Below are 21,280 nucleotides of genomic sequence, written 5' to 3'. Positions count from 1 at the left end.
GCCGATGAACTGGATCCTGAAACCCTGGTCTGAACTGACCACTGACGAGTTGTATGAGTTGCTGGCACTGCGGGCCGAGGTGTTCGTGGTGGAGCAGACCTGCCCCTTCCAGGATCTGGACGGGCTCGATCGCCGCGAGGGGGTCTGGCACCTGCTCGGTTATCAGGGCGAACTGCTGGCCGCCTATGCGCGGATCATGGCGCCCGGCATCGGCGACGAGAGCGGCGCCGCCATCGGCCGGGTAGTGACCTCACCCAAGGCGCGCGGCGGTGGTCTCGGTCACCAGCTGATTGGCGAGGCGGTCAAGGCGTGCGAGGCGCGCTGGCCGACCCACAGCATCTGGCTCGGTGCTCAGGCTCACCTGCAAGGCTTCTACGGCCAGCACGGCTTCGTGGCCGAAGGGGAGGGATATGTCGAGGACGATATCCCCCATATCGGGATGCGCAAGGCGGTAGCCTGACAGACCGGCAGCCTATCTGGCGTAATTCACCGCGAGATCGGGCGATGGCCCGGCAGGGCGTCTGACGGGCAAATTCATGCTCAGATGACCGGATTGGGTTCACTATAAGTTTTGGTTAGGGCATTTAGCCAAAATCCATAAATTAAATTTATAGTGAGCCGTTCTGGCTGAAACAGACCCTGTAACGGCTGTAGCGAGCCCGGGGCGACACTACTCCGATTTGCCAGATGCACAGAATGCAGAAGGGCCATCCCGTGGGATGGCCCTTCTCTTTATCACTCAGCGATCACTTCTTCTTTTTCTTCTTGGCGGACTTCTTCTTGTCGACCGGCTTTTTCTTCTTCACCGGCACCCGCGCTTCCTTGTGCTTGGGACGCAGGGCGTCGATCACCCGGCGCTTGAGGCGCTCTTCGGTGTAGCGTTCGATCTTGGCAACCATCGCCATGTCATGGGCTTCTACCAGGCTGATGGCGCAGCCACGGTTGCCTGCACGACCGGTACGACCGATACGGTGGACGTAAACGTCGGTGCCGTAGGGCATGTCATAGTTGATGACATGGCTGACATTGGGCAGGTCGATACCACGGGCGGCGACGTCGGTGGCGATCAGGAAGGGGACTTCACCTTCGTGGAACTTGCGGATCGACTCGACGCGCTTGCTCTGCTCCATCTCGCCGCGGATCCAGGCGCAGGAGATCCCGGCAGCCTGCAGTTGGCCGGAGAGCTCCGCCAGACGCTCGCGGGTCTTGACGAAGACGATGGCTTTCTGGGTTTCCGGATCTTTCAGGATATGGATCAGCAGGGCCAGCTTGTGGGCGGCATCATCGGCCAGATGCACCCACTGGGTGATCGGGCGACGTTCGCTGCGGGGCGGCTCGGCGTGCAGCTCGACCGGATCGTTGAGGATCTCGTTGGCAAACTTCTCAAGGCCTGCCCCTTCCAGCGTGGCGGAGAAGAGCATGGTGTGCTTGCGGTAGCGCGCCTCGGCCACGATGCGGTTCACATCCTTGATAAAGCCCATGTCCAGCATGCGGTCCGCTTCATCCAGCACCAGCACTTCGATGTCGTGGCTCTCGAACTCCTCTTTCTCGATGTACTCGAGCAGACGACCCGGGGTGGCCACTACGATGTCGGTGGTTTTGGTCAGGGCAGGCAGCTGCTCTTCATGGCTGACGCCGCCGATGATGGTCTCGATGCTGAGGTTGGTATGGGCCGCCAGCGCCTTGGCGTGGGCGGTCACCTGCAGCGCCAGCTCGCGGGTCGGGGTCAGGATCAGCATGCGGCAGGGGCCCGGCTTGCGGCGCGGGAAGTCCAGCAGGTGCTGGAGTGCCGGCAGCAGGAAGGAGGCCGTCTTGCCGGTACCGGTTGGAGCGGATGCCAGAATATCGCGGCCGTCCAGGGCTGGCTCCAGCACCATCTGCTGGATGGTGGTGGGGCGGGTGAATCCCATCTCGGCCAAGGCCCGGTTGAGGGCGGGGTGCAGGTCGAAATCATCAAAGGACTGGCTCATGGCAATACTCGGTCATTAAGGAAACGGCAGATTATAGGCGATTATCTCGTCGGCTCCTATGGCGAGTGTGCCTTAGCCGCTATAATCGCCAACCATTTTTTCAGATGACGGGGGCCAGATGGGACGTAGTCGCGGATTTACCTTCAAACAGTTCCATATCAATCACGATCGCTGCGCCATGAAGGTGGGCACCGACGGCATTCTGCTCGGCGCCTGGGCGCCGGTCGAACCGGCGCGTCGGGTGCTCGATATCGGCACCGGCAGCGGCCTGATCGCCCTGATGCTGGCCCAGCGCAGCCGATCTGACTGCCGTCTTGATGGGGTCGAGCTGGATATGAATGCGGCCAGTCAGGCGCGGGAGAATGCCGCGGCCTCCCCCTGGGCCGATCGGGTGACCATCATAGAGAGCGCTATTCAGGATTATCAGGCCGCCCCCTACGACCTCATCGTCTCCAATCCCCCCTATTTTGTGGCAGGCCAGTCATTTAGCGATCCGGCGCGGGCGCTGGCGCGTCATACCGGTGCCCTCGACAGTCACGCGCTACTGGCGGCCTGCAATCGTTTGCTGACTCCAGCGGGGCAGGTGGCGCTGGTGCTGCCGACGGCGATGGCAGATGAAATTTTATGCATCTCGGCGAATTATGATCTGCATGGCATTTGTTATACAGCTGTTATCACCAGAGAGGGGAAAGCGGCAAATCGTGTTTTATTGCTACTTGGCAGAGGATTAAGCAGGTGTGAGAGGGGGGAGATTGTGATCCATTCTGCTGAAGGAGGCTATTCCAACAGATATATCCATCTGACCAACCCCTTCTATTTGAAGATGTAAATTTCGTCTTGAACTATTTTTTCGCGCCATTATGCTGGTTCCAGATTGAGCGCCCGCTCCAGACCAGCCAAAACCACTGGTCGCGATGAAAAAATACGCGGGGCTCTTTTTTTATCCCCCCTGAATACACCCGGTCAGCGACCGATAAAAACTATAACAAGCAATAATTTACAAGACAGACGAGGTTGAACTTGACGAAATCACTCACATTGTCCGACGTACTCGGATTAGGGTTTATGACCTTCGCCTTCTATCTGGGCGCCGGTAATATCATTTTCCCGCCGTTGGCCGGTTACATGGCCGGTGAGCACCTCTCCCTGGCGATGTTGGGCTTCCTGGTGACTGCCGTGGGCCTGCCGCTCATCACCATCATTGCCGTCGCCAAGGCCGGTAACGGCTGGGCTGGCATGACCAAACTGCTGCCTGCCGGTGTGGCGACTGCGCTGGCGGTTGCCATCTATATCATCATCGGCCCGGCCTTTGCGGCTCCCCGTACCGGTCTGGTTGCCTATGAGATGGGCCTCAAGCCGTTTATCGGTGATATGGGTCAGGCGGGTCTGGCGGTCTATACCGTGATCTTCTTCGGTATCGCCATGCTGGTCTCCATGAACCAGGGCAAGCTGATGGACGCCATCGGCAAATACCTGACGCCGGTACTGATGCTGCTGCTGCTGACTCTGGCGGTCGGGGTATTCGTGGCGCCGCAGGGCACCATGCCTGATGCGTCCGGTGACTATCAAAACAGCCCCTTCGTGAAAGGGATCCTGGAAGGCTATAACACCATGGACACCCTGGCGTCCCTGATGTTTGGCGCCCTGATTGTCGATCTGCTGCGCAAGAAAGGCATCAACGACTACAAGAGCCAGTTCAAATATCTGGCCATTGCCGGTCTCATCTCTGCCATTGGTCTGTGCGTGGTGTACGTTTCTCTGTTCCGTCTGGGTAACACCGCTGCCGGTGTGGCGACGGATGTCAGCAACGGTGGCGCCATCGTCAACGCCTACGTACTGAGCCTGTTTGGTCAGCCGGGTCAGTTCATTCTGGCCGCCATCATCACCCTGGCGTGCTTCACCACCGCTGTGGGTCTGATCTCCGCCTGTTCCGACTTCTTCCACAATCTCACTGGCATGAGTTACAAGAAGCTGGTGGTGGTGTTGGGCGTCATCTGCGCCGTGGTTGCCAACGTGGGCCTGAGCCAGTTGATCAGCCTCTCCATTCCGGTGCTGGTTGCCATCTATCCGGTTGCCGTGGCGCTGGTGCTGGTCACCTTCCTGAAGGGTTACTTCGGCCGTCCCCGTCTGGCGTTCCGTGCCGTGCTGGTGGTTGCCTTCCTGTTCGGTTGCCTGGATGGTCTGGGTGCGGCCGGTATGAAGATGGATGCGTTTGCCTTCCTGCCGCTGTTTGACAAGGGCCTCGCCTGGCTGATGCCGACCCTGCTGGCCTGCGTAGTAGGCATGGTGGTACGTCCGGCCGAGATGGCCGCCGAAGCTGCCTGATCACGCCCGATGTGATGTTGCCAAGAGCCTGCCCCGTGCAGGCTCTTTTGTTTCTGTGTGCCTCGCTTTTCACCCCGGTTTGCACTGCCGTAATTGTCACTGTATGCAGAGATAGCATCAGACCAGCCGTATCTTGCCGCTTTCGCCCGTTCCACCCTTCAGCTGCCCGTTCTCACCTTTCATCGCGCACGCTACATGCGACACCTGCTTCTGGATAGCCGAGCCATTCGGTGATTAATTCCGCATGGGTAAATTGTTTCAAGATATTAATTGGTGATTGAGATCTGACTCCTCTTCTTTATCCTAAAGGTGGTGCTCTTCATCCGGCCAGCGGGCCGTGTGGGAGCGAGAGGTATTGTTACCGGTTATCTGCCAGGCAGTGGGTGCAATCAATAACAAGCTGATAAGGCAGATGAGGTTGAGTTTGACGAAATCATTGAAGTTGTCCGACGTATTCGGATTGGGGTTTATGACGTTCGCCTTCTATCTGGGGGCAGGCAATATCATTTTTCCGCCGCTGGCCGGTTTTATGGCCGGTGAGCATCTGTTGGCCGCCATGTGCGGCTTTTTGCTGACGGCGGTGGGCTTGCCACTGATCACCCTGATTGCGGTGGCCAAGGGGAGTTCGGGGGGCGGCGCGAGTGGCTGGACCGGGATGACCCGTTATCTGCCCGCCGGGGCGGCGACGACGCTGGCCATCGCCATCTACATCATCATGGGGCCCGCCTTCGCCATTCCCCGCACCGGTCTGGTCGCCTACGAGATGGGGCTCAAACCCTGGCTCGGCGATGCCGGTCATGCGGGGTTGCTGATCTATACCCTGAGTTTCTTTGCACTGGTGATCCTGGTGGCGCTCGATCGCGGCAAGCTGCTTGATGCGGTCGGCAAGTACCTGACGCCGGCGCTGATGGCGATGCTGATCATTCTGGCGGTCGGGGTCTTTATGGCGCCGCAGGGCACCATGCCTGAAGCCAGCGGCGAGTACATTATTGCGCCGCTCACCAAGGGGATGCTGGAGGGGTACAACACCATGGATACTCTGGCCTCCCTGATGTTTGGCGCCCTGATCATCGGTTTGCTGCGCCAGAAGGGGATCGAGGATTATCGCAGCCAGTTCAAATACCTCACCATTGCGGGCTTGATCTCGGCGGTCGGATTGTCGGCGGTTTATGTCTCGCTCTTTCAGTTGGGCAACAGCGCCGGTGGGGTGGCGAGCGATATCAGCAATGGCGGCGCCATCGTCAATGCCTACGTCCTGAGCCTGTTTGGTCAACCGGGGCAGTTCATTCTGGCTGCCATCATCACCCTGGCCTGTTTTACCAGTGCGGTCGGATTGCTCTGTGCGGGCGCAGACTACTTCCACGGTCTGACTGGTTGGGCCTATCGCAACTGGGTGCTGCTGCTGGGGGGGCTCTGTGCAGTGGTGGCTAACGTCGGTCTGAGCCAGTTGATCAGCCTCTCCATTCCGGTGCTGGTGGCCATCTATCCGGTTGCCGTGGCGCTGGTACTGGTCACCTTCCTGAAGGGTTACTTCGGGCGTCCTCGTCTGGTGTTCCGTGCCGTGCTGGTGGTGGCCTTCCTGTTCGGTTGCCTCGATGGTCTGGGGGCTGCCGGTATGAAGATGGATGCATTCGCCTTCTTGCCGCTGTTTGACAAGGGGCTCGCCTGGCTGATGCCGACCCTGCTGGCCTGCGTCGTCGGCATGGTGGTGCGTCCGACCGAGATGGCAGCAGAAGCGGCCTGATCCCGAGTCAACGGAATAGCAAAGAGGCCAGCATCTGCTGGCCTCTTCTGTTTCTGGTGCGCTGACTTTTTTGAACGCTCTGACGGGTCAGATTTGCGGCCCTTCCTGCCTGGGTTTGCCATCCAGACCGTACCAGTGGGTTTCTACCCGCCCGGCATGCCACTCGAAGGTGCCCCAGGGCTGTTTGGCTTCCCAGCGAGGGAAGTTGATGAGGACCCGGTTACCCTCGTACTTGTAGATTGAGGTGCTGATCTGAATATCCGACAGGATCAACAGCAGGGCCCAGCAGATGAAAATCCATTTCAATGCTTTCCACATAGGGTTACTCGAAGCAGATTTCGATGGTAGCGCGACCGTAATCTGATTCGAACGGCATCATGATCTTGGTGCCATCGGCACGGTGGGTGATGGTGTGGTTGGGGCCGGAGACGATGATGGGGGTTGCCATGTCAAACTCGTAACCTTTCTCACCCAGCATCCGCTTGGCACCACCAGTCACCATGTTGGTGATTTCACCGACCATGTCGGTTACCTCTTCGTTGATGGAAGCAGGGGCTTCCCCCAGCATGCGGCGCATGATCTCCAGCGCCAGCCCCTTCTCGAAGCTGATGGAGAGGGAACCACGGGTCTGTGGGCCGACCATGCCGATCAGGCCGGAGACGTCGCCGCGCGCCAGCTCATCCATTTTGCGTTTCGGTTTGCCGGGTTTGAGTTCCAGCTGTGCCATGGTCGAGAGTACATTGAGCAGGGATAGCAGGAACGGATTTACAAAATCAGCCTTCATGATGACTTCCTACAGTGGGCGTACAGCGAGCACATTGGCCATGTGCCTCTATCGTCTTATTGGTAATAGTAAAACCATGCAAGTGGGCCTGCTCGGAAAACGCGCTATCGATCGCCGTATCGTGAAGCTCGACCACATCCCCGCACTCGTCGCAGATCAGCAGCTGCATCGGGTGCGCGTGATCGAAGTGGCAGCAGAAGATAAACGCGTTAAGAGATTCCACCTTGTGAGCAAAGCCCTGTTCGAGCAAAAAATCGAGTGCCCGATAGACGGTTGGCGGCTTGGCATTGGCTTCGGTTTGTTGCAGCTGGGCTAACAAATCATAGGCGCTGATGGCGTTGCCGTGTGCCGCCAGCAGGCGAAATACCTGACGTCGGGTCGGGGTGAAGCGGATCCCTCGCTGTATACAGAGTCGCTCGGCTCGTTGTAAAAGTTGGTCTTGATTCATGATCGCGCAGATACCCTTTCTATTAGCCGGATACTATCACAGGGCCTCGCATGGCGCGGTGACAAAATTCATTTTCTGGGGCTGCTTCACGTTGTGATAAGAACTGCCCCTTTCTTTGGCCAACCCGGATGATTTTTATGCCGGAGTAGCCCCATGCGGGAGTGGTGAGATGTTTTCTCTAACCCTTATCAGGCGTGATCTTCATTTTTATGGGGTGGATATGCCGTGGTCCGATCACCCCTGACTCCATGTTAGGTGCCACCATGACCTGAGGTGTTTAATGGCAAGATGACGTCGTTCATTGACTGCCGGGGTCAAACTGGAAGCCCGCATCCTCCTAATCGACCTTTTGGCCCAGTAGATGAGGTTCGAGTAAGGCCCACACACGGTCGGAGAGATCATGGTGGCGATAAGCTGGTGTTGGCATGAAGTAATCATTTTTACGGTAACGGAGCTGGTATTTTACTGGGGCCATCAGCTCAAGATGACAACCCATAATTGAGGAGTAATGAAATATTAAAATATGCGGGTCTTGTTTGTGGTGTATATGTGGCGAAATTATTGACACTGCCCCTCACAAAATATTCACGCCCCCCTCGATAAGTCCTTTACCTTTTTGGTCACTAGTACAATCAGTAATAATACCGGTAAACCCAATGCACTGGTTCCGACAAAAAAAGCACTGTAGCCAACTTGCTCCACAATCTGCCCCGAAAAACCAGTCAGAAACTTTGGTAATAACTGCATTACTGAACTAAAGAGGGCATATTGGGTCGCCGAAAATGCGACATTGGTAATATTTGAGAGATAAGTCAAAAATGCCACAGTTCCAATACCAGAGCAGAGGTTATCGAGCGAGATGATCACTGTCAGCAGCTCCAGGTTGTGACCCACCTGATTGAGCAGGACAAACAGTAAATTGGTACTGGCCGTGAGTAACGCGCCAAGAAACAAAATGCGCAGCGTGCCAAAGCGCATGACCAACACTCCGCCCATTCCCGCCCCAACCAGCGTCATGATGACGCCAAATGCTTTGGTAATGACGGCAACCTCCGTTTTGCTAAACTGCATATCCACATAGAAGCTGTTAGACATCACGGCCATCACCACATCGGCTAGCGGATAACAGGCGATCAACGCCAGGATCAGCCACGCGGAACGACCATAACGGCGAAAAAAATCAGCAAAGGGGCACCAGACCGCTTCGTAGCCCCAGGCTCCCACACTCGCCCACAAATTCGGCCATCCCCTATTCAGCAGTAATGACTTACGTTTTGCCTGCTGCAGATGCTGACCTTCCAGATCGATATCTGGCTCGTGGCAAAACAGGGTAGTAAGCATCCCGATCAACATCAGAGCCGCCATCACCAGATAGGTCATCTGCCAGCCACGATAGTCATATCCGCTGTTGCTGCCAAACCAGGCCGCCAGCGCCAGCGCACCGGCACCCGCAGTAATCATCGCCAGCCGGTAACCGGCTATCGAGGATGCAGCCATGGCAGCTTGCAGACTCTCCGGTGCCGATTCGATGCGATAGGCATCGATAACGATATCCTGAGTCGCTGACGCAAAGGCTACCAGCAGGGAAAACCACACTAGATGGGTCAAGCCACTCTTGGGATCGCAAAACGCCATACCCACCAGACCACAGGAGATCAGGATCTGAGAGAAGATCATCCAGCTACGACGGCGCCCCAGCAGGGTAGACATCAGCGGCAGCGGCAGACGATCTACCAGTGGAGACCACAACCACTTGAAACCATAGGGCAGCACTACCCAGCTCATGTAACCGATATTGGTCAGGGTGACATCAGCCTCGCGCAACCAGAATGACAGGGTTCCAAATAACAGTAACAATGGGAGACCCGATGAAAACCCCATGGCAAAAAGAATAAACACCCGAAAATCTAGATAGAAGGCAAGGGAGTCTCTCCAGCTTGGTTTGCGCATCATGTTCAACTACCTGATATATGGTCTAATCATCCCGGACAGATTGATGAAGTTATTGGCAAAAGTGAAACAAGATCGAGCCTGTAAATAATGCTGTCTAACGCTTGCCCTACCGGTACACCGCTCTTGAACTTCATATTGTTGACCGGCTATATCAGCAGACAAGCAATGCTTTTAGGCTGACTCCAGGGGCTGTCGTCATAATATCGATGCCCACGAGTACGTGCAGCACATCTGCACTGCTGCCACCAACGAACGCGTATTCCTGATGTATCTTGTCGCAAGCCCTCGCCATTGCTGCAGATGAAGGACGGCGTTGTTAACCAGATGCCTTGCAACACATCCCCATTGACCTTTTGGCCCGGCCGATGAGCCGCGTTGCCATGTTGCGATGATCTTGACGTTAACGGGAGTGGTACGGTATTGGAGCTCATCAGCTCAAGACGACCGCATCCAAGAGCACCGCCTCCACTCCCTGAGTGTCTGGCAAGTCCGTGCGACTTGACCATTTAGGGTGCCAGACTTTCTGCGCAATGCCTTCACTGTGCATTTTTGAACAGTTTCTGCTCCTGCGCTCGCGCTTTAAGGCTGGAGACCACAAAGGCCACGATAAAGACTGCGGCAAAAAGCACAACGATGGTTGGGGCGGGCGCGCTGTCGATGAAGAACGACAACCAGACACCGCTCACCGATACCAGTGCCGCAACCGTCATGGCCACCAGCAGCGCGATATGAAAACGATGGGTTAGCAATATGGCTATTGCTCCGGGGGCGATAAGCAGGGAGACAGATAAAATAATCCCAACGGCTTTGAGTGTTGCCACTATGGTGAGTGCGACCATGCACAGCAGGCCATAGTGCAGCCAGCGGGTGTGTAAACCGCAGACCTGTGCCTGTTGATAATCAAAGCAAAAAAGCAAGAGGTCGCGCCATTTTGTGCCGATGACCAGCATAATCGCCGCCGCAATAATGCCCGTTTGCACCATATCCGCAGTATTGATGCCCAGCATGTCGCCAAAGAGGATGTTGTCGAGATGCACCTCCGGCCTAACGGCCAGATACAGGATCAGTCCGGTGGCGAACATACCGGAAAAAACGATCCCCATGACAGTATCTTGCTTGATCCGGCTGTTGTCTTTCAGATATCCGGTTGCCACCGCGCAGGCGAGTCCGGCAATGAATGCGCCTACCGCCAGTGGTAGTCCTGCCATCCACGCCAGTACCACTCCGGGGAACACCGCATGGCTCATGGCATCACCCATCAGCGCCCAGCCTCGCAAGACTAAAAATACCGATAGCAGCGCACAAGGAATGGCGACCACCAGCGAAATGAGCAGCGCATTTTGCATAAAGCCAAACTGGAGTGGCTCAAACAACAGGGCCATCATGGCTGCACCTCCAATACTTGGCGTGCGCGGCGACGGCTTGCCAGCAGGCCGTGGGTTGGTGCAAAGATAAATGCCAGCAGGAACAATAACGTCTGTGCCACAACAATAATGGCGCCGGTCGCGCCATCCAGAAAGTAGCTCATCCAGGCACCAAGAAAGCTGGTGAGACTGCCAATGATGACGGCAATCAGCAGCAGGCGAGGGAAACGATCGGTGAGCAACCACGCGGTCGCCCCGGGCGTTACCACCAGACATACCACCAGAAAGGCCCCCACGGTTTGTAGTGCTGCCACCGTTGAAATGGCCAGCAGCGTAAAGAACAGGAACTTCAGACGTCCCGGCTGCAAACCTATGGCGCGCGCATGGTTCTCATCGAAGAAGGTGACCATCAGATCTTTCCATTTGAAAAACAACACGACAATCGAGACCAGCCCGATGATCGCCAGCTGAACAATATCCTCGGGCAAGATGGCCAGAATATTGCCCATCACTATGGTCTGAATGTTTACGGAGGTCGGGCTCAGGGACACCATAAACAGCCCCAGCCCGAAAAAGGAGGAGAAGATCAGACCGATAACGGCATTTTCTTTCAGCTTGGTGCGCTGGCTAAGATACAACATGCTACCTGCTGCCAGCCCACCAGATATAAAAGCGCCGATCGCAAACGGTACGCCGAGCATATAAGCTCCCGCCACCCCCGGCACAATCGAATGGGAGAGTGCATCGCCAATCAGCGACCAACCTTTGAGCATCAGGTAACAGGAGAGAAAAGCGCATAGCCCTCCCACCATGGCAGAGACCCACATGGCGTTTAGCATGTACTCATAGCCAAAGGGTTCAAGTAGCACGTTCATGAGACCTCCGTTAACCTGCCGACAGACGACGAGTGACCAAAGGTTGCACATCGCTGGTGGCGACCTTCTCCCCGGGATTGCCCAGCAAGACGGGGCGCAGCACACCACCAAAGGCTCGCTCCAGATTTTCTGCCGTAAAGGTGGTGTTGGTCGGGCCACTTGCCAGCACAGAGCCCTTGACCATGACCGTGTAGTCACAGAATTCGGTCACCGAGCCCAGATTGTGCGTCGACACCAGCATGGTCTTGCCTTCGTCGCGCAACTCACGCAACAGGCTGATAATTTTGGCCTCTGTTTTCACATCAACGCCGGTGAACGGTTCATCCAGCAGGATGACTTCTCCCTGTTGAGCGATGGCGCGCGCCAGAAATACGCGCTTTTTCTGGCCACCGGAAAGTTCGCCAATCTGTCTATGCCGGAGTTGGGCCATATCGACTCGCTCCAGTGCCTCGGTGACGAGGCGTCTATCCTCTGCTTTGGGGATGCGTAGCATGCCCATATGCCCGTAGCGCCCCATCATCACCACATCTTCCACCAGCACCGGGAATGACCAGTCCACCTCTTCTGACTGTGGCACGTACGCGACCAGGCTTCGGCCCAGTGCCTGTCTGGTAGGCATTCCCAAAATAGAGATGTCGCCAGCGGAGAGGTGGACAAAGCCCATCACCGCTTTAAACAGCGTGGATTTACCGGAACCGTTAACCCCCACCAGTGCGGCAATCGAGCCTCGCGGTACATCAAAGGTGGCGTCGTGCAATGCCGTGTGGCCGTTACGGTAGGTGACGGTGACATCAGAGACTGCGATACCTGTCGTGTGCGTCATCATTTACTCCTTCATGCCATCTGTAAGCCCCTGTATCAGGGTACGGGTGGTGACATTCAGCAAATCGAGATAGGTGGGGACCGGGCCGTCCGGAGCACTCAGCGAGTCAACATAGAGTACGCCGCCATAATGAGCGCCGGTTTCGCGGGCTATTTGGCGTGCCGGTTTGTCTGAAATGGTGCTTTCACTGAACACGGCCGGGATCTGATGCTTGCGCACGGTATCCACCACCTTGCGTATCTGCTGGGGAGTGCCTTGCTGATCGGCGTTAGTTGGCCACAGGTACAGCTCTTTCAATCCGAGGTCGCGGGCGAGATAGGAAAAGGCGCCTTCGCTGGAGACCAGCCAGCGCTGGTTGGTCGGGATATTGGCAACCTGCTGGCGCAATGGCTCAATGGTTTGGCTGATCTTGGTTTTGTAGACATCCGCGTTTCGTTTATAGGTATCTGCGTTGGGGGAATCATATTTGATCAGTGCATCGCGAATATTGTCGACATAGATCATGGCGTTCTCGGCCGACATCCAGGCATGGGGATTCGGCTTACCGTTATATGGCCCCTCGGTGATACCAATCGGGGTGATCCCCGTAGTCACCACGACTTCGGGCACATCTTGAAGGTTCTGGTAAAAACGCTGGAACCACAGCTCCAGATTGAGGCCGTTGGTGAGGACCAGTTGTGCATCCTGGGCGCGCTTGATATCGCCGGGCGTGGGCTGATATTCATGAATTTCTGCCCCGGGTTTGGTTATCGAGCTGACATCTGCGGCTTCTCCGGCCACGTTTTTTGCCATATCGGCAATGACGGTGAAGGTGGTTATCACCTTGAGCTTGTCCTGGGCCCAGGCAGGAAGTGACCAGGCTGAACCAAGGGCGACCCCAAGGATCATCGCTTTGACGGTAGAAGGATGCATATGACATACCTATGAGGTGATTAAATCTGTCGCGCTGAAAATCAATATTGTTTGGGGGGTTATTCCCGGCGAAAGGCTCGTGAAATTGGTGTGACAACGCCAGTCATCGATATTTCTATTCATTCAATGAATGCTTTGTTTGTGACAGGGCGAGTGTGCAAAATCAACGTCAGCAATGTTAAGTGTTATTTCTGAGGGGAATGAGGTGTGATAGGCAAGGGGTGGGCTCCGAGATAGTTATCGGTACACCTGATGGTGTATTTCCATCGACCACAAGCCATCTCATTATTTTTCATAAAAATCACATTAACGATTGGGCGGTATTGCTACTAATCCACTCATTGGCCACTTTCATATAAGATTCTATTTTTTGTGGCTCGGAATTAAATTCCAACCATTCCACTTTGGTTATTTTTACATTGATAACACAAAAATATCCAACAGGTTCCAATGGGAGTGGTTCTGCATCATGATATGGATACGTAATCCCTGATAAAACTATTCCGGAACAATTGGTGTCATCGATAGCTGTCATGCTTACATGGGTGTTGTTATTTATCACGCCATTTTTTTGTGAACGCGAGCTCGTCACAAACGAAATAACCCCAAGCTCTTTATCAAAGCTATGCAGAAGCACAGTTCTGAAATTTAGTGTGTTGACTATCGGTGCTGTTGCGAGTTTCATATAAACTATAAGATGTTCTTTCTTTAACTGCATTGTCCAGCAACATCCATATTCTATGTAATTTATGATGTTTCAATGCGCCATTCATTGATGCCCCCTGGAACTTTAGTCAAGTATCTGTGATGACACTGCCATCATGCTTCATCATATAATGCTAAGAACTTATTGGTCTTTCTATGACTCAACTGTCCAGTAGCTGGATTTTGGCATGTGTTCGTAGGGGAGTTGTATTTCAGTATCGCCAGATTATCGCTAAATTATGACAATCTGGTTGATGGTGTGCTATCACAGAGTAATAATCACTCTTTATTTTCAAGATAACGTCCAGGCGTGGTTCCAAGCATTTTCTTGAACATGGTAATAAATGCCGTGACCGAGTCATAACCCAGCTCATAGGCTGTATTCTGGACTGAGCTACCAGTGACAAGCAGTCGTATAGCCACCAAAAGTTGCAGCTGTTGCCGCCATCTTCCGAACGTCATTCCGGTTTCCTTCAGGACAAATCGCTCAAAAGTACGTTTACTCATGGCTAGCCTACTGGCCCATATTTCAAGCGAGCTTCTATCCCCCGGGTAATTCATCAGGCTATCCGCAAGAAGTCTTATCTTGGCATTGTCACTGATTGGCAGGCTTAGTCGTTCAACAGGCATAAGGGTGAGTTCATGGAGCATGATCTGGGCAAATTGGGCACTATAACTGGTACTGGAGTAATCCTGAGAAAAACTCTCAAAATGTTTCATCATCTCACGCAGCATTGCGCTTATGTGTAGCGTACAGCATTCCTGCGGCATACCTGGAACATTGGGCTCAATATACAAAAACAATACTTTGGCATTACTTGTCACTCTATTGCTATGCGGCTGCCCTGCTGGAATCCAGGCGGCACAGTTTGCAGGGACCATCCAGTATGCATTGGGCGCAAGACAGGTAACACCGCCATGCAGGGTCAATATCAGCTGCCCTTTTCTGTGCACATGTAATGGGAGCTCTTCATCACCGTCTCCCGAGTGAACCTTCATGGCCACAACTGGGTTTGTATTTAGATCAATATCGAAATTTTTCAATGACTTGGACAATGACATGCGCTGCGATGGCCTCTTTTTTCTTTGCTGATGGAAGCATGAATTAGTGCTTTTGGCGAAATTTAGAGATTGATTGTTATTATGTCGATATAAGGCCAGAAAGACAAAGGGTTATAGTGCCTCCGAAATTTAATTTAGAGTAGTAAACGATGCGTGAAGTACCAGAATCACCAATTGTTAAAAAAAGAAATTTGTTATTAATCACTGGCATACTGCTTATTGCAACGAATCTTCGTGCCCCTTTCACGAGTTTGTCCCCCCTGTTGGATATGGTTAGAAGCTGCTTTGAGTTGACTGCCGCTCAGGCTGGACTGTTGCAGACATTGCCGCTGCTGGCTTTTGCCATGTTCTCACCCTGCGCGGCAGGATTGGCACATAAAATCGGCATGGAAAAGGCGTTATTTCTTGCGTTGATAACCATTGCTCTCGGTGTGTGTATCCGCTCCTTTGCGGGTCTGACCGGTTTATACGGTGGTACCTTGCTGGTGGGGCTTGGGATAGCGATAGGAAATGTATTGCTGCCTGGTATTTTAAAACGTGATTTGCCCCATAAAGCAGCAAGTCTGACAGGGTTTTATGCGTTAACTATGGGACTGGCTGCAGCACTGGGATCCGCCACTGTTATTCCATTGACGCAATATTTTCATACGGGTTGGCAGAACTCTATATTATTTACCCTGATATTTCCGCTGGTTGCGCTGGCGGTGTGGTTACCACAAATAACACGTAACAAGGTTAAGCAAGATAATCCGGGCGTTATAAACACTCAGCCCAAGACTGGCGTGTGGGGAGCGGGGCTGGCCTGGCAGGTTTCACTCTATTTTGGCATTAACTCTTTTGTCTATTACATCATCGTTGCCTGGCTGCCTTCCATGTTGCAGCACCTTGGCTTCAGTGTGACCGAAGCGGGTTCACTTCATGGGGTGTTACAGCTTTCAACTGCAGTACCAGGTTTCTTCATTGGCCCTGTACTCGTCCGGCTTCGTGATCAGCGCGCGCTCGGAGTCTTGTTTGCCTTACTGGGCTTTGTGGGCCTGATTGGATTAATGGCTGTTCCTTCCCTTGCAACGCTCTGGGTGGTGCTGCTCGGGATCAGTACCGGTGCTGGCGTTATTCTTGGTCTGGCATTTATTAGTTTACGTTCAGCCAATTCAACCCAAGCAGCGTCATTATCTGGAATGGCACAGTGTGTGGGATATCTGTTGGCAGCAATTGGCCCTCCTATTGCCGGCATGATCCACGACAGGATTGGCAATTGGACGCTGCCGCTTGCTGGTTGTGCTGTTCTGGCATTGATCCTGATGATATTCGGATATATGGCAGGCAGATCGCGCCTGCTCCCTGTGATGACTTCATTAGACGCAACTAGTTGACTAATTGGAAACCTTAACGTCAGGAGATAACCATGATCGCTGAAAATGTGATGACGACTGCACCCGTCACAGTAAACGAACACACTCCTATTCTTGAGGTGGTCAGTCTACTCCTCAATTTGAAAATAAGTGGCTTACCCGTGCTTAATGGTGATGGCGTAATGGTTGGGATTGTTACCGAGGGCGATCTGCTGCGTCGAAGTGAACTAGGGACGGAGATAAAGCGGCCACATTGGAAAGAACTCTTTTATAGCCCGGGAGAACTCGCTAAAGAGTACGTCCAGAGTCATGCTTGTTATGCCAATGAGGTTATGACCACCAAACCGTTAACTGTCACTCCTGAGATGCCACTTGATGAAGTCATCAGTTTGATGGAAAGCAACAAGATCAAGCGTGTGCCCGTGGTGAGGGAGGGGAAATTAGTCGGTATTATTACCCGCGCAGACATTTTAAAGGCACTGCGCACTATTTTGGTCCGTGACCACAGTCCAGAACATGCTGATGATTATCATATTAAAAAAGAAATAATTCATCGAATACACAATCAACATTGGGCGCCCAAGAGCCGTATCAGGGTTAACGTCACAAATGGTGTCGTAGAGATCTATGGAACTATTTTGGATGAAAATTTAAGAACGGCTTTGATTACTCTAATCGAAGAGGTGACTGGCAACTGTGATGTGCAGGATCACCTGGTTTTCGTAGAGCCAATAACAGGGCTTTTTCTTCCCAAAAATGGGTGATACCTGATATTTACGTAGATGCTTTTTGACAATAATGGGGCAGATGATTTTCCTCTGCCCCTCACGAAAGTGAATTGTTCAGAACTCGACTGTTATCCTTTCACGCCTCAGAGATACTATTGATACTCTCTGGATGCGCTAAATCGATGAGAGTGATATGAACGTATCGCTGCATTTAAATAAATAGATGGTCAGTGTTTATCTACACGTCGGAGGTTTTATGGCAATCCAGTCTGCAATATAAATAAACTATAGTTTGATGATTTACCGCCTTGTTTCCATATGGAAGCATCAGGCACACGTATAATCGAAAATGTTGTTTAAATTTCCTATACGTCAAGGAATAGTCGTATGTCGGTTCAAGTTGCAACCCTAGATGTTACAAAAGATCGTTATTACAATATTGTCGAAGAGTTACTTGGTTATGCGGGCATTACCATCAATGGTAGTCGCCCATATGATATCCGGGTGATTAATCCATTATTTTTCCAGCGAGTATTACAAGAGGGATCACTGGGTCTTGGCGAAAGCTATATGGATAACTGGTGGACTTGCGATCGACTCGATATGTTGTTTGACCGTATCCTGAGTGCTGGTTTGGAGCAGCGCATGCCTCGTCGGTTTGGCGATGTGATCTATGCCTTGTCAGCCAAGATATTTAACAAACAAACTCGCAAGAGAGCCTGGCAGGTCGGTAAAGAGCATTACGATCTCGGTAATGATTTGTTTGAAGAGATGCTTGATCCCTATATGCAATACTCTTGCGGATACTGGGCTGATACAGATCAGCTTGAACAGGCGCAGAGCGACAAACTACGGCTGATCTGTGAGAAGCTGCAGCTCAAGAAGGGGATGAGATTACTGGACATTGGTTGTGGTTGGGGTGGCCTGGCACGCTTCGCCGCGAGCCACTACGGGGTGTCAGTGGTCGGCGTTACAATATCGGAAGAGCAGCAGAAGCTGGCACAAGACAACTGCACGGGTCTGCCAGTAGATATTCGTCTGCAAGATTATCGTGATCTGAATGAACAATTTGATCGCATCGTCTCTGTGGGTATGTTCGAACACGTAGGGCCCAAAAATTACGCTACTTATTTTGCGGTGGCGGCGCGATGCCTGGCAGATGATGGTCTGTTTTTATTACACAGTATCGGTTCCAATAAAACAGACTTAAATGTTGACCCCTGGATCAATAAATATATTTTCCCTAATGGCTGCCTTCCCTCTGTAGCGCATATTGCTAACTATAGTGAAAAACACTTTGTTATGGAGGATTGGCACAATTTCGGGGCAGATTACGATCGTACTTTGATGGCGTGGTATGAGCGCTTTGTTGAAAGTTGGCCGAGACTAAAAAGTAAATACAGCGAACGGTTTTATCTGATGTTCAGTTATTACCTGAATGCATGTGCGGGTGCTTTTCGGGCTCGGGATATTCAGCTCTGGCAAGTTGTATTTAGTCCGAAGGGAGTGAGAGGCGGGATCAGGGTGCCTCGGTAAATCAGATTTTATTATCTGTATTATCAACCCAGACCAACCATTTAAAAATGGTTCGTCCCATGATCTGTGGCCTTCGTATGGCCGCCTATGTAAATGGCAAATCTATCGACGGATGTTATCAATGTTCCACCAAAATAAATTGCAGCAAGCAACTCGATCTATTTCGGATACTCGTGTCCAGCTGGGAATCATATCTGGGGAGCATGCGATGACGGCTGGCAATATGTCGGCCATTATCGTCGAGGGAGGGGCGATGCGCGGCATCTTTGCCAGCGGCGTTCTCGATGCCTTCATCGAGAGCAACTATCTCCCCTTTGATTTTGCCATCGGCGTCTCGGCCGGTGCGACCACCCTGCTCTCCTACCTGAGCGGGCAGACCCGTCGTAGCTACCACATCATTACCGAGCTCGCCTGCAGCTCGCAATTCCTCGATCCACTGCGCTTTGCCCGAGGCGGTGATCTGGTGGATATCGACTGGTTGTGGCGCACCAGCTGTCATCGTTTCCCGCTCGATCTCGATACCTTACGTGAGCGGGCGATCCCCTTCTATGCGGTAACCACCGATGTGGAGACGGGCCGTGCCGCCTACCAGCCTGTGCACCATGACAATATGGATGAGGTGCTGAAAGCCACCTGTGCCTTACCTGTGGTGCAGCATGATACCCCCTGTGTTGAAGGGCGCCCCATGGCGGACGGTGGCCTAAGTGACTCCATTCCGGTGATCGAAGCTTATCGCCGGGGCGCCCGCCAGCTCACGGTCATCCTGTCCGAACCCTGGGGTTATCGAAAGAAGCCGGTGCGATTCTGCTGGATGGTGAGAACGTTGCTCAAAACTCAGCCTGCGTTGGCCAACGCCATGTTGATGCGAGCAGATAGCTACAACCGTGCGCTCGATTTCATTGCCAATCCCCCGGCGGATTGCACCATCGAGGTGATAGCTCCGCCCGGTGACTTTGCTGTATCCCGGTTCACCAAGGATCCGGCCAAGCTTGATGCCGGTTATCTGCAGGGCTACTGGCAGGGTCGCCAGAGCTTGCTGCGGGCACGAAGAGAGCGTCAAAGGGGGGCCGCTTAACCCGAAATGGTCTCTGAAGTGCCAATGTGGTGAATACAGGTTCCCACTGACGATATATGTGACCGCCCTTGACGTTGTTGAGTGACCCCAAGGTGATGATGAGAGCTGTACTGTGTTTGGCGATATCGCAATCGGCAACCGGGTCGAGGCAATTCTGCCTGTGGTGTGGCTGATGGCTGGTTGGGTGCGGTAGAGGAAAATCAGTTCGCGGATGGTGGGGGCGGGTGGTACCTGGCCTGGCAAACCATCTCGCGCGATCATCGCAACCCTCAGCATTCTCCGGCTCTTGGCGTCTGACTGTCTGCCAAAGGTCCGGGATTCTCGGTATACTACCTCTTCGCCTTTATGTTCCCTGATGGTACAGCGATAGCGTAACTCGCCTTTGCTGGCCTTACGTATTTCTATTGTGTAGCCAGCCATAGATACCTCGTGGAGTACAACTGCCCCATGAAATGGGGGGCAGATATGGGGCAGATCCAATCAACAAATGTCTGGAAACACCTGCAAATGACTCAGCAACAAATCAGTGAAAACCCCGTGAAATCAGGCTCTGAGGCCGTCTCAGGCACGCCTGCCCACCGCCAGACATTCTCGATTGCCCCCATGCTGGACTGGACTGATCGGCATTGCCGTTACTTTCATCGACTGATGAGCCGCCAGACCTTGCTCTATACCGAAATGGTGACCACCGGTGCCATCATCCACGGCAAGGGGGATTATCTGGGTTACAGCGAGCAGGAGCACCCCATCTCCCTGCAGCTGGGTGGCAGCAATCCGGCCGATCTGGCGCGCTGTGCCAAGCTGGCCGAGGAGCGTGGCTATGACGAGGTGAACATCAACGTCGGCTGCCCCTCCGATCGGGTGCAGAATGGCCGTTTTGGCGCCTGCCTGATGGGTGAACCGGCGCTGGTGGCTGACTGCGTCAAGGCGATGCGCGATGTGGTCGATATCCCGGTGACGGTGAAGACCCGTATCGGTATCGACGATCAGGACTCCTACGAATTTTTGCAGGCCTTTATCGAACAGGTGCGCGATGCCGGTTGCGACACCTTTATCGTCCATGCCCGCAAGGCGTGGCTGAGCGGCCTGAGCCCCAAGGAGAACCGCGAGATCCCGCCGCTTGATTATCCCCGCGTCTATCGGGTCAAGCAGGATTACCCGGATCTCACCATCGCCCTCAACGGCGGTGTCACCTCTATGGAGCAGACCCTTGAGCATCTGCAGCACGTGGATGGCGTGATGATGGGGCGCGAAGCCTATCAGAACCCCTACATTCTGGCTCAGGTGGATAATATGGTGTTCGGCCAGAACAATGCCGTGCCGAGCCGCCACGAGGTGGTGCGGATGATGCTGCCCTATATCGAGCAGGAGCTGGCCAAGGGTAACTACCTCTCCCACATGACCCGCCATATTCTGGGGCTGTTCCAGAACATGCAGGGGGCCCGCGCCTGGCGCCGTCACCTCAGCGAGAACGCCTGCAAACCGGGCGCCGGTATTCAGGTGGTGCTGGATGCCATGGCCAAGGTGCCGGAGTTCGCCAGCAGCGAGACCGCCGAATAAGCCGCAGTCTGCTGCAAGAACAACAAAAAGCGCGTCAGTTGACGCGCTTTTTTCATCTTCATCG

The 21,280-nt window shown here is 53.6% G+C and carries 20 protein-coding genes; 9 read left to right on the top strand and 11 right to left on the bottom strand.

All coding sequences use genetic code 11. The features are described 5' to 3' along the window. Positions 1-4: 4 nt before the first annotated feature. Positions 5-460, top strand: coding sequence for a GNAT family N-acetyltransferase (locus tag LD28_RS0103855; RefSeq protein ID WP_033135700.1), 456 nt, complete (start codon positions 5-7; stop codon positions 458-460). Positions 461-746: 286 nt separating this feature from the next. On the opposite strand, the gene srmB is transcribed toward LD28_RS0103855, so the two are convergent. Next, complete coding sequence (gene srmB, locus LD28_RS0103850; protein ID WP_033135699.1) at positions 747-1,970, bottom strand: ATP-dependent RNA helicase SrmB; 1,224 nt, start codon at positions 1,968-1,970, stop codon at positions 747-749. Positions 1,971-2,088: 118 nt separating this feature from the next. On the opposite strand from srmB, the gene LD28_RS0103845 reads away from it, so the two are divergent. From LD28_RS0103845 to brnQ (LD28_RS0103835), 3 genes are all read left to right on the top strand, one after another. Then, positions 2,089-2,799, top strand: a complete 711-nt coding sequence (locus tag LD28_RS0103845; protein ID WP_033135698.1) for a tRNA1(Val) (adenine(37)-N6)-methyltransferase — start codon at positions 2,089-2,091, stop codon at positions 2,797-2,799. 191 nt (positions 2,800-2,990) lie between these two features. Further along, positions 2,991-4,295 (top strand): branched-chain amino acid transport system II carrier protein, encoded by a 1,305-nt coding sequence (brnQ, locus tag LD28_RS0103840; RefSeq protein WP_033135759.1) that lies wholly within the window; start codon positions 2,991-2,993, stop codon positions 4,293-4,295. 412 nt (positions 4,296-4,707) lie between these two features. Next, the gene (gene brnQ / locus LD28_RS0103835) at positions 4,708-6,039 is read left to right on the top strand and encodes a branched-chain amino acid transport system II carrier protein (RefSeq protein ID WP_081959411.1); all 1,332 of its coding nucleotides are present in this window, start codon (positions 4,708-4,710) and stop codon (positions 6,037-6,039) included. Between the two features lie 87 nt (positions 6,040-6,126). Here brnQ (LD28_RS0103835) and LD28_RS0103830 read toward each other — a convergent pair whose 3' ends face one another. The 10 genes from LD28_RS0103830 to LD28_RS0103790 all read right to left on the bottom strand — a co-directional run bounded on the left by LD28_RS0103830 (position 6,127) and on the right by LD28_RS0103790 (position 14,965). Further along, positions 6,127-6,357: a hypothetical protein gene (locus tag LD28_RS0103830; protein WP_033135696.1), complete on the bottom strand. Its 231-nt coding sequence runs from the start codon at positions 6,355-6,357 to the stop codon at positions 6,127-6,129. Positions 6,358-6,361: 4 nt separating this feature from the next. After that, positions 6,362-6,823 carry a chemotaxis protein CheX gene (locus LD28_RS0103825; RefSeq protein ID WP_017411205.1) on the bottom strand — a complete coding sequence of 154 codons (462 nt, stop codon included), beginning with the start codon at positions 6,821-6,823 and terminating at the stop codon, positions 6,362-6,364. After that, positions 6,813-7,271: a zinc uptake transcriptional repressor Zur gene (gene zur / locus LD28_RS22120; protein WP_005335805.1), complete on the bottom strand. Its 459-nt coding sequence runs from the start codon at positions 7,269-7,271 to the stop codon at positions 6,813-6,815. The genes LD28_RS0103825 and zur overlap by 11 nt, the downstream gene beginning before the upstream one ends. Before the next feature lie 585 nt (positions 7,272-7,856). Beyond that, positions 7,857-9,230: an AmpG family muropeptide MFS transporter gene (locus LD28_RS0103815; protein ID WP_033135694.1), complete on the bottom strand. Its 1,374-nt coding sequence runs from the start codon at positions 9,228-9,230 to the stop codon at positions 7,857-7,859. Between the two features lie 530 nt (positions 9,231-9,760). Next, entirely contained in the window at positions 9,761-10,609 is an 849-nt protein-coding gene (locus tag LD28_RS0103810; protein ID WP_033135693.1) for a metal ABC transporter permease, read from the bottom strand. Beyond that, positions 10,606-11,463 (bottom strand): iron/manganese ABC transporter permease subunit SitC, encoded by an 858-nt coding sequence (sitC, locus tag LD28_RS0103805; RefSeq protein ID WP_033135692.1) that lies wholly within the window; start codon positions 11,461-11,463, stop codon positions 10,606-10,608. Before sitC ends, LD28_RS0103810 begins: the two co-directional genes overlap by 4 nt. 10 nt (positions 11,464-11,473) lie before the next feature. Then, positions 11,474-12,289, bottom strand: coding sequence for a manganese/iron ABC transporter ATP-binding protein (locus LD28_RS0103800; protein WP_420911698.1), 816 nt, complete (start codon positions 12,287-12,289; stop codon positions 11,474-11,476). Further along, positions 12,290-13,198 (bottom strand): metal ABC transporter substrate-binding protein, encoded by a 909-nt coding sequence (locus tag LD28_RS0103795; RefSeq protein ID WP_033135691.1) that lies wholly within the window; start codon positions 13,196-13,198, stop codon positions 12,290-12,292. A gap of 301 nt (positions 13,199-13,499) precedes the next feature. Further along, complete coding sequence (locus LD28_RS22835; protein ID WP_156120097.1) at positions 13,500-13,916, bottom strand: pyridoxamine 5'-phosphate oxidase family protein; 417 nt, start codon at positions 13,914-13,916, stop codon at positions 13,500-13,502. A gap of 266 nt (positions 13,917-14,182) precedes the next feature. Next, a complete protein-coding gene (locus LD28_RS0103790) occupies positions 14,183-14,965 on the bottom strand; it encodes an AraC family transcriptional regulator (protein WP_033135690.1) in 783 nt (260 codons plus the stop codon). A gap of 149 nt (positions 14,966-15,114) precedes the next feature. Here LD28_RS0103790 and LD28_RS0103785 point away from each other — a divergent pair, with 149 nt between their 5' ends. From LD28_RS0103785 to dusA, 5 genes are all read left to right on the top strand, one after another. Continuing rightward, positions 15,115-16,338 carry a CynX/NimT family MFS transporter gene (locus LD28_RS0103785; protein WP_033135689.1) on the top strand — a complete coding sequence of 408 codons (1,224 nt, stop codon included), beginning with the start codon at positions 15,115-15,117 and terminating at the stop codon, positions 16,336-16,338. A 32-nt stretch (positions 16,339-16,370) separates the two neighbouring features. Then, on the top strand, positions 16,371-17,081 hold the full coding sequence (locus tag LD28_RS0103780) for a CBS domain-containing protein (RefSeq protein WP_033135688.1): 711 nt from the start codon (positions 16,371-16,373) through the stop codon (positions 17,079-17,081). 351 nt (positions 17,082-17,432) lie between these two features. Continuing rightward, on the top strand, positions 17,433-18,581 hold the full coding sequence (cfa, locus tag LD28_RS0103775) for a cyclopropane fatty acyl phospholipid synthase (RefSeq protein ID WP_033135687.1): 1,149 nt from the start codon (positions 17,433-17,435) through the stop codon (positions 18,579-18,581). 208 nt (positions 18,582-18,789) lie between these two features. Further along, positions 18,790-19,656, top strand: coding sequence for a patatin-like phospholipase family protein (locus LD28_RS0103770; protein ID WP_033135686.1), 867 nt, complete (start codon positions 18,790-18,792; stop codon positions 19,654-19,656). Between the two features lie 507 nt (positions 19,657-20,163). Continuing rightward, positions 20,164-21,216: a tRNA dihydrouridine(20/20a) synthase DusA gene (gene dusA, locus LD28_RS0103765; protein ID WP_081959409.1), complete on the top strand. Its 1,053-nt coding sequence runs from the start codon at positions 20,164-20,166 to the stop codon at positions 21,214-21,216. Positions 21,217-21,280 lie beyond the last annotated feature (64 nt).

This window comes from Aeromonas finlandensis (assembly GCF_000764645.1).
GTDB lineage: Bacteria > Pseudomonadota > Gammaproteobacteria > Enterobacterales > Aeromonadaceae > Aeromonas > Aeromonas finlandensis.
This window is presented reverse-complemented; position numbering and strand designations above follow the sequence as displayed.

Excerpts from the sequence above, each read along its gene's own strand:
- LD28_RS0103810 (WP_033135693.1), bottom strand. The coding sequence starts at position 10,609 with ATGATGGCCCTGTTGTTTGAGCCACTCCAGTTTGGCTTTATGCAAAAT.
- LD28_RS0103855 (WP_033135700.1), top strand. The coding sequence starts at position 5 with ATGAACTGGATCCTGAAACCCTGGTCTGAACTGACCACTGACGAGTTG.
- LD28_RS0103800 (WP_420911698.1), bottom strand. The coding sequence starts at position 12,289 with ATGATGACGCACACGACAGGTATCGCAGTCTCTGATGTCACCGTCACC.
- zur (WP_005335805.1), bottom strand. The coding sequence starts at position 7,271 with ATGAATCAAGACCAACTTTTACAACGAGCCGAGCGACTCTGTATACAG.
- srmB (WP_033135699.1), bottom strand. The coding sequence starts at position 1,970 with ATGAGCCAGTCCTTTGATGATTTCGACCTGCACCCCGCCCTCAACCGG.
- LD28_RS0103845 (WP_033135698.1), top strand. The coding sequence starts at position 2,089 with ATGGGACGTAGTCGCGGATTTACCTTCAAACAGTTCCATATCAATCAC.
- LD28_RS0103830 (WP_033135696.1), bottom strand. The coding sequence starts at position 6,357 with ATGTGGAAAGCATTGAAATGGATTTTCATCTGCTGGGCCCTGCTGTTG.
- dusA (WP_081959409.1), top strand. The coding sequence starts at position 20,164 with ATGACTCAGCAACAAATCAGTGAAAACCCCGTGAAATCAGGCTCTGAG.
- cfa (WP_033135687.1), top strand. The coding sequence starts at position 17,433 with ATGTCGGTTCAAGTTGCAACCCTAGATGTTACAAAAGATCGTTATTAC.
- LD28_RS0103785 (WP_033135689.1), top strand. The coding sequence starts at position 15,115 with ATGCGTGAAGTACCAGAATCACCAATTGTTAAAAAAAGAAATTTGTTA.
- LD28_RS0103770 (WP_033135686.1), top strand. The coding sequence starts at position 18,790 with ATGACGGCTGGCAATATGTCGGCCATTATCGTCGAGGGAGGGGCGATG.
- LD28_RS22835 (WP_156120097.1), bottom strand. The coding sequence starts at position 13,916 with ATGCAGTTAAAGAAAGAACATCTTATAGTTTATATGAAACTCGCAACA.
- brnQ (WP_081959411.1), top strand. The coding sequence starts at position 4,708 with ATGAGGTTGAGTTTGACGAAATCATTGAAGTTGTCCGACGTATTCGGA.
- LD28_RS0103790 (WP_033135690.1), bottom strand. The coding sequence starts at position 14,965 with ATGTCATTGTCCAAGTCATTGAAAAATTTCGATATTGATCTAAATACA.
- sitC (WP_033135692.1), bottom strand. The coding sequence starts at position 11,463 with ATGAACGTGCTACTTGAACCCTTTGGCTATGAGTACATGCTAAACGCC.
- LD28_RS0103795 (WP_033135691.1), bottom strand. The coding sequence starts at position 13,198 with ATGCATCCTTCTACCGTCAAAGCGATGATCCTTGGGGTCGCCCTTGGT.
- LD28_RS0103825 (WP_017411205.1), bottom strand. The coding sequence starts at position 6,823 with ATGAAGGCTGATTTTGTAAATCCGTTCCTGCTATCCCTGCTCAATGTA.
- LD28_RS0103780 (WP_033135688.1), top strand. The coding sequence starts at position 16,371 with ATGATCGCTGAAAATGTGATGACGACTGCACCCGTCACAGTAAACGAA.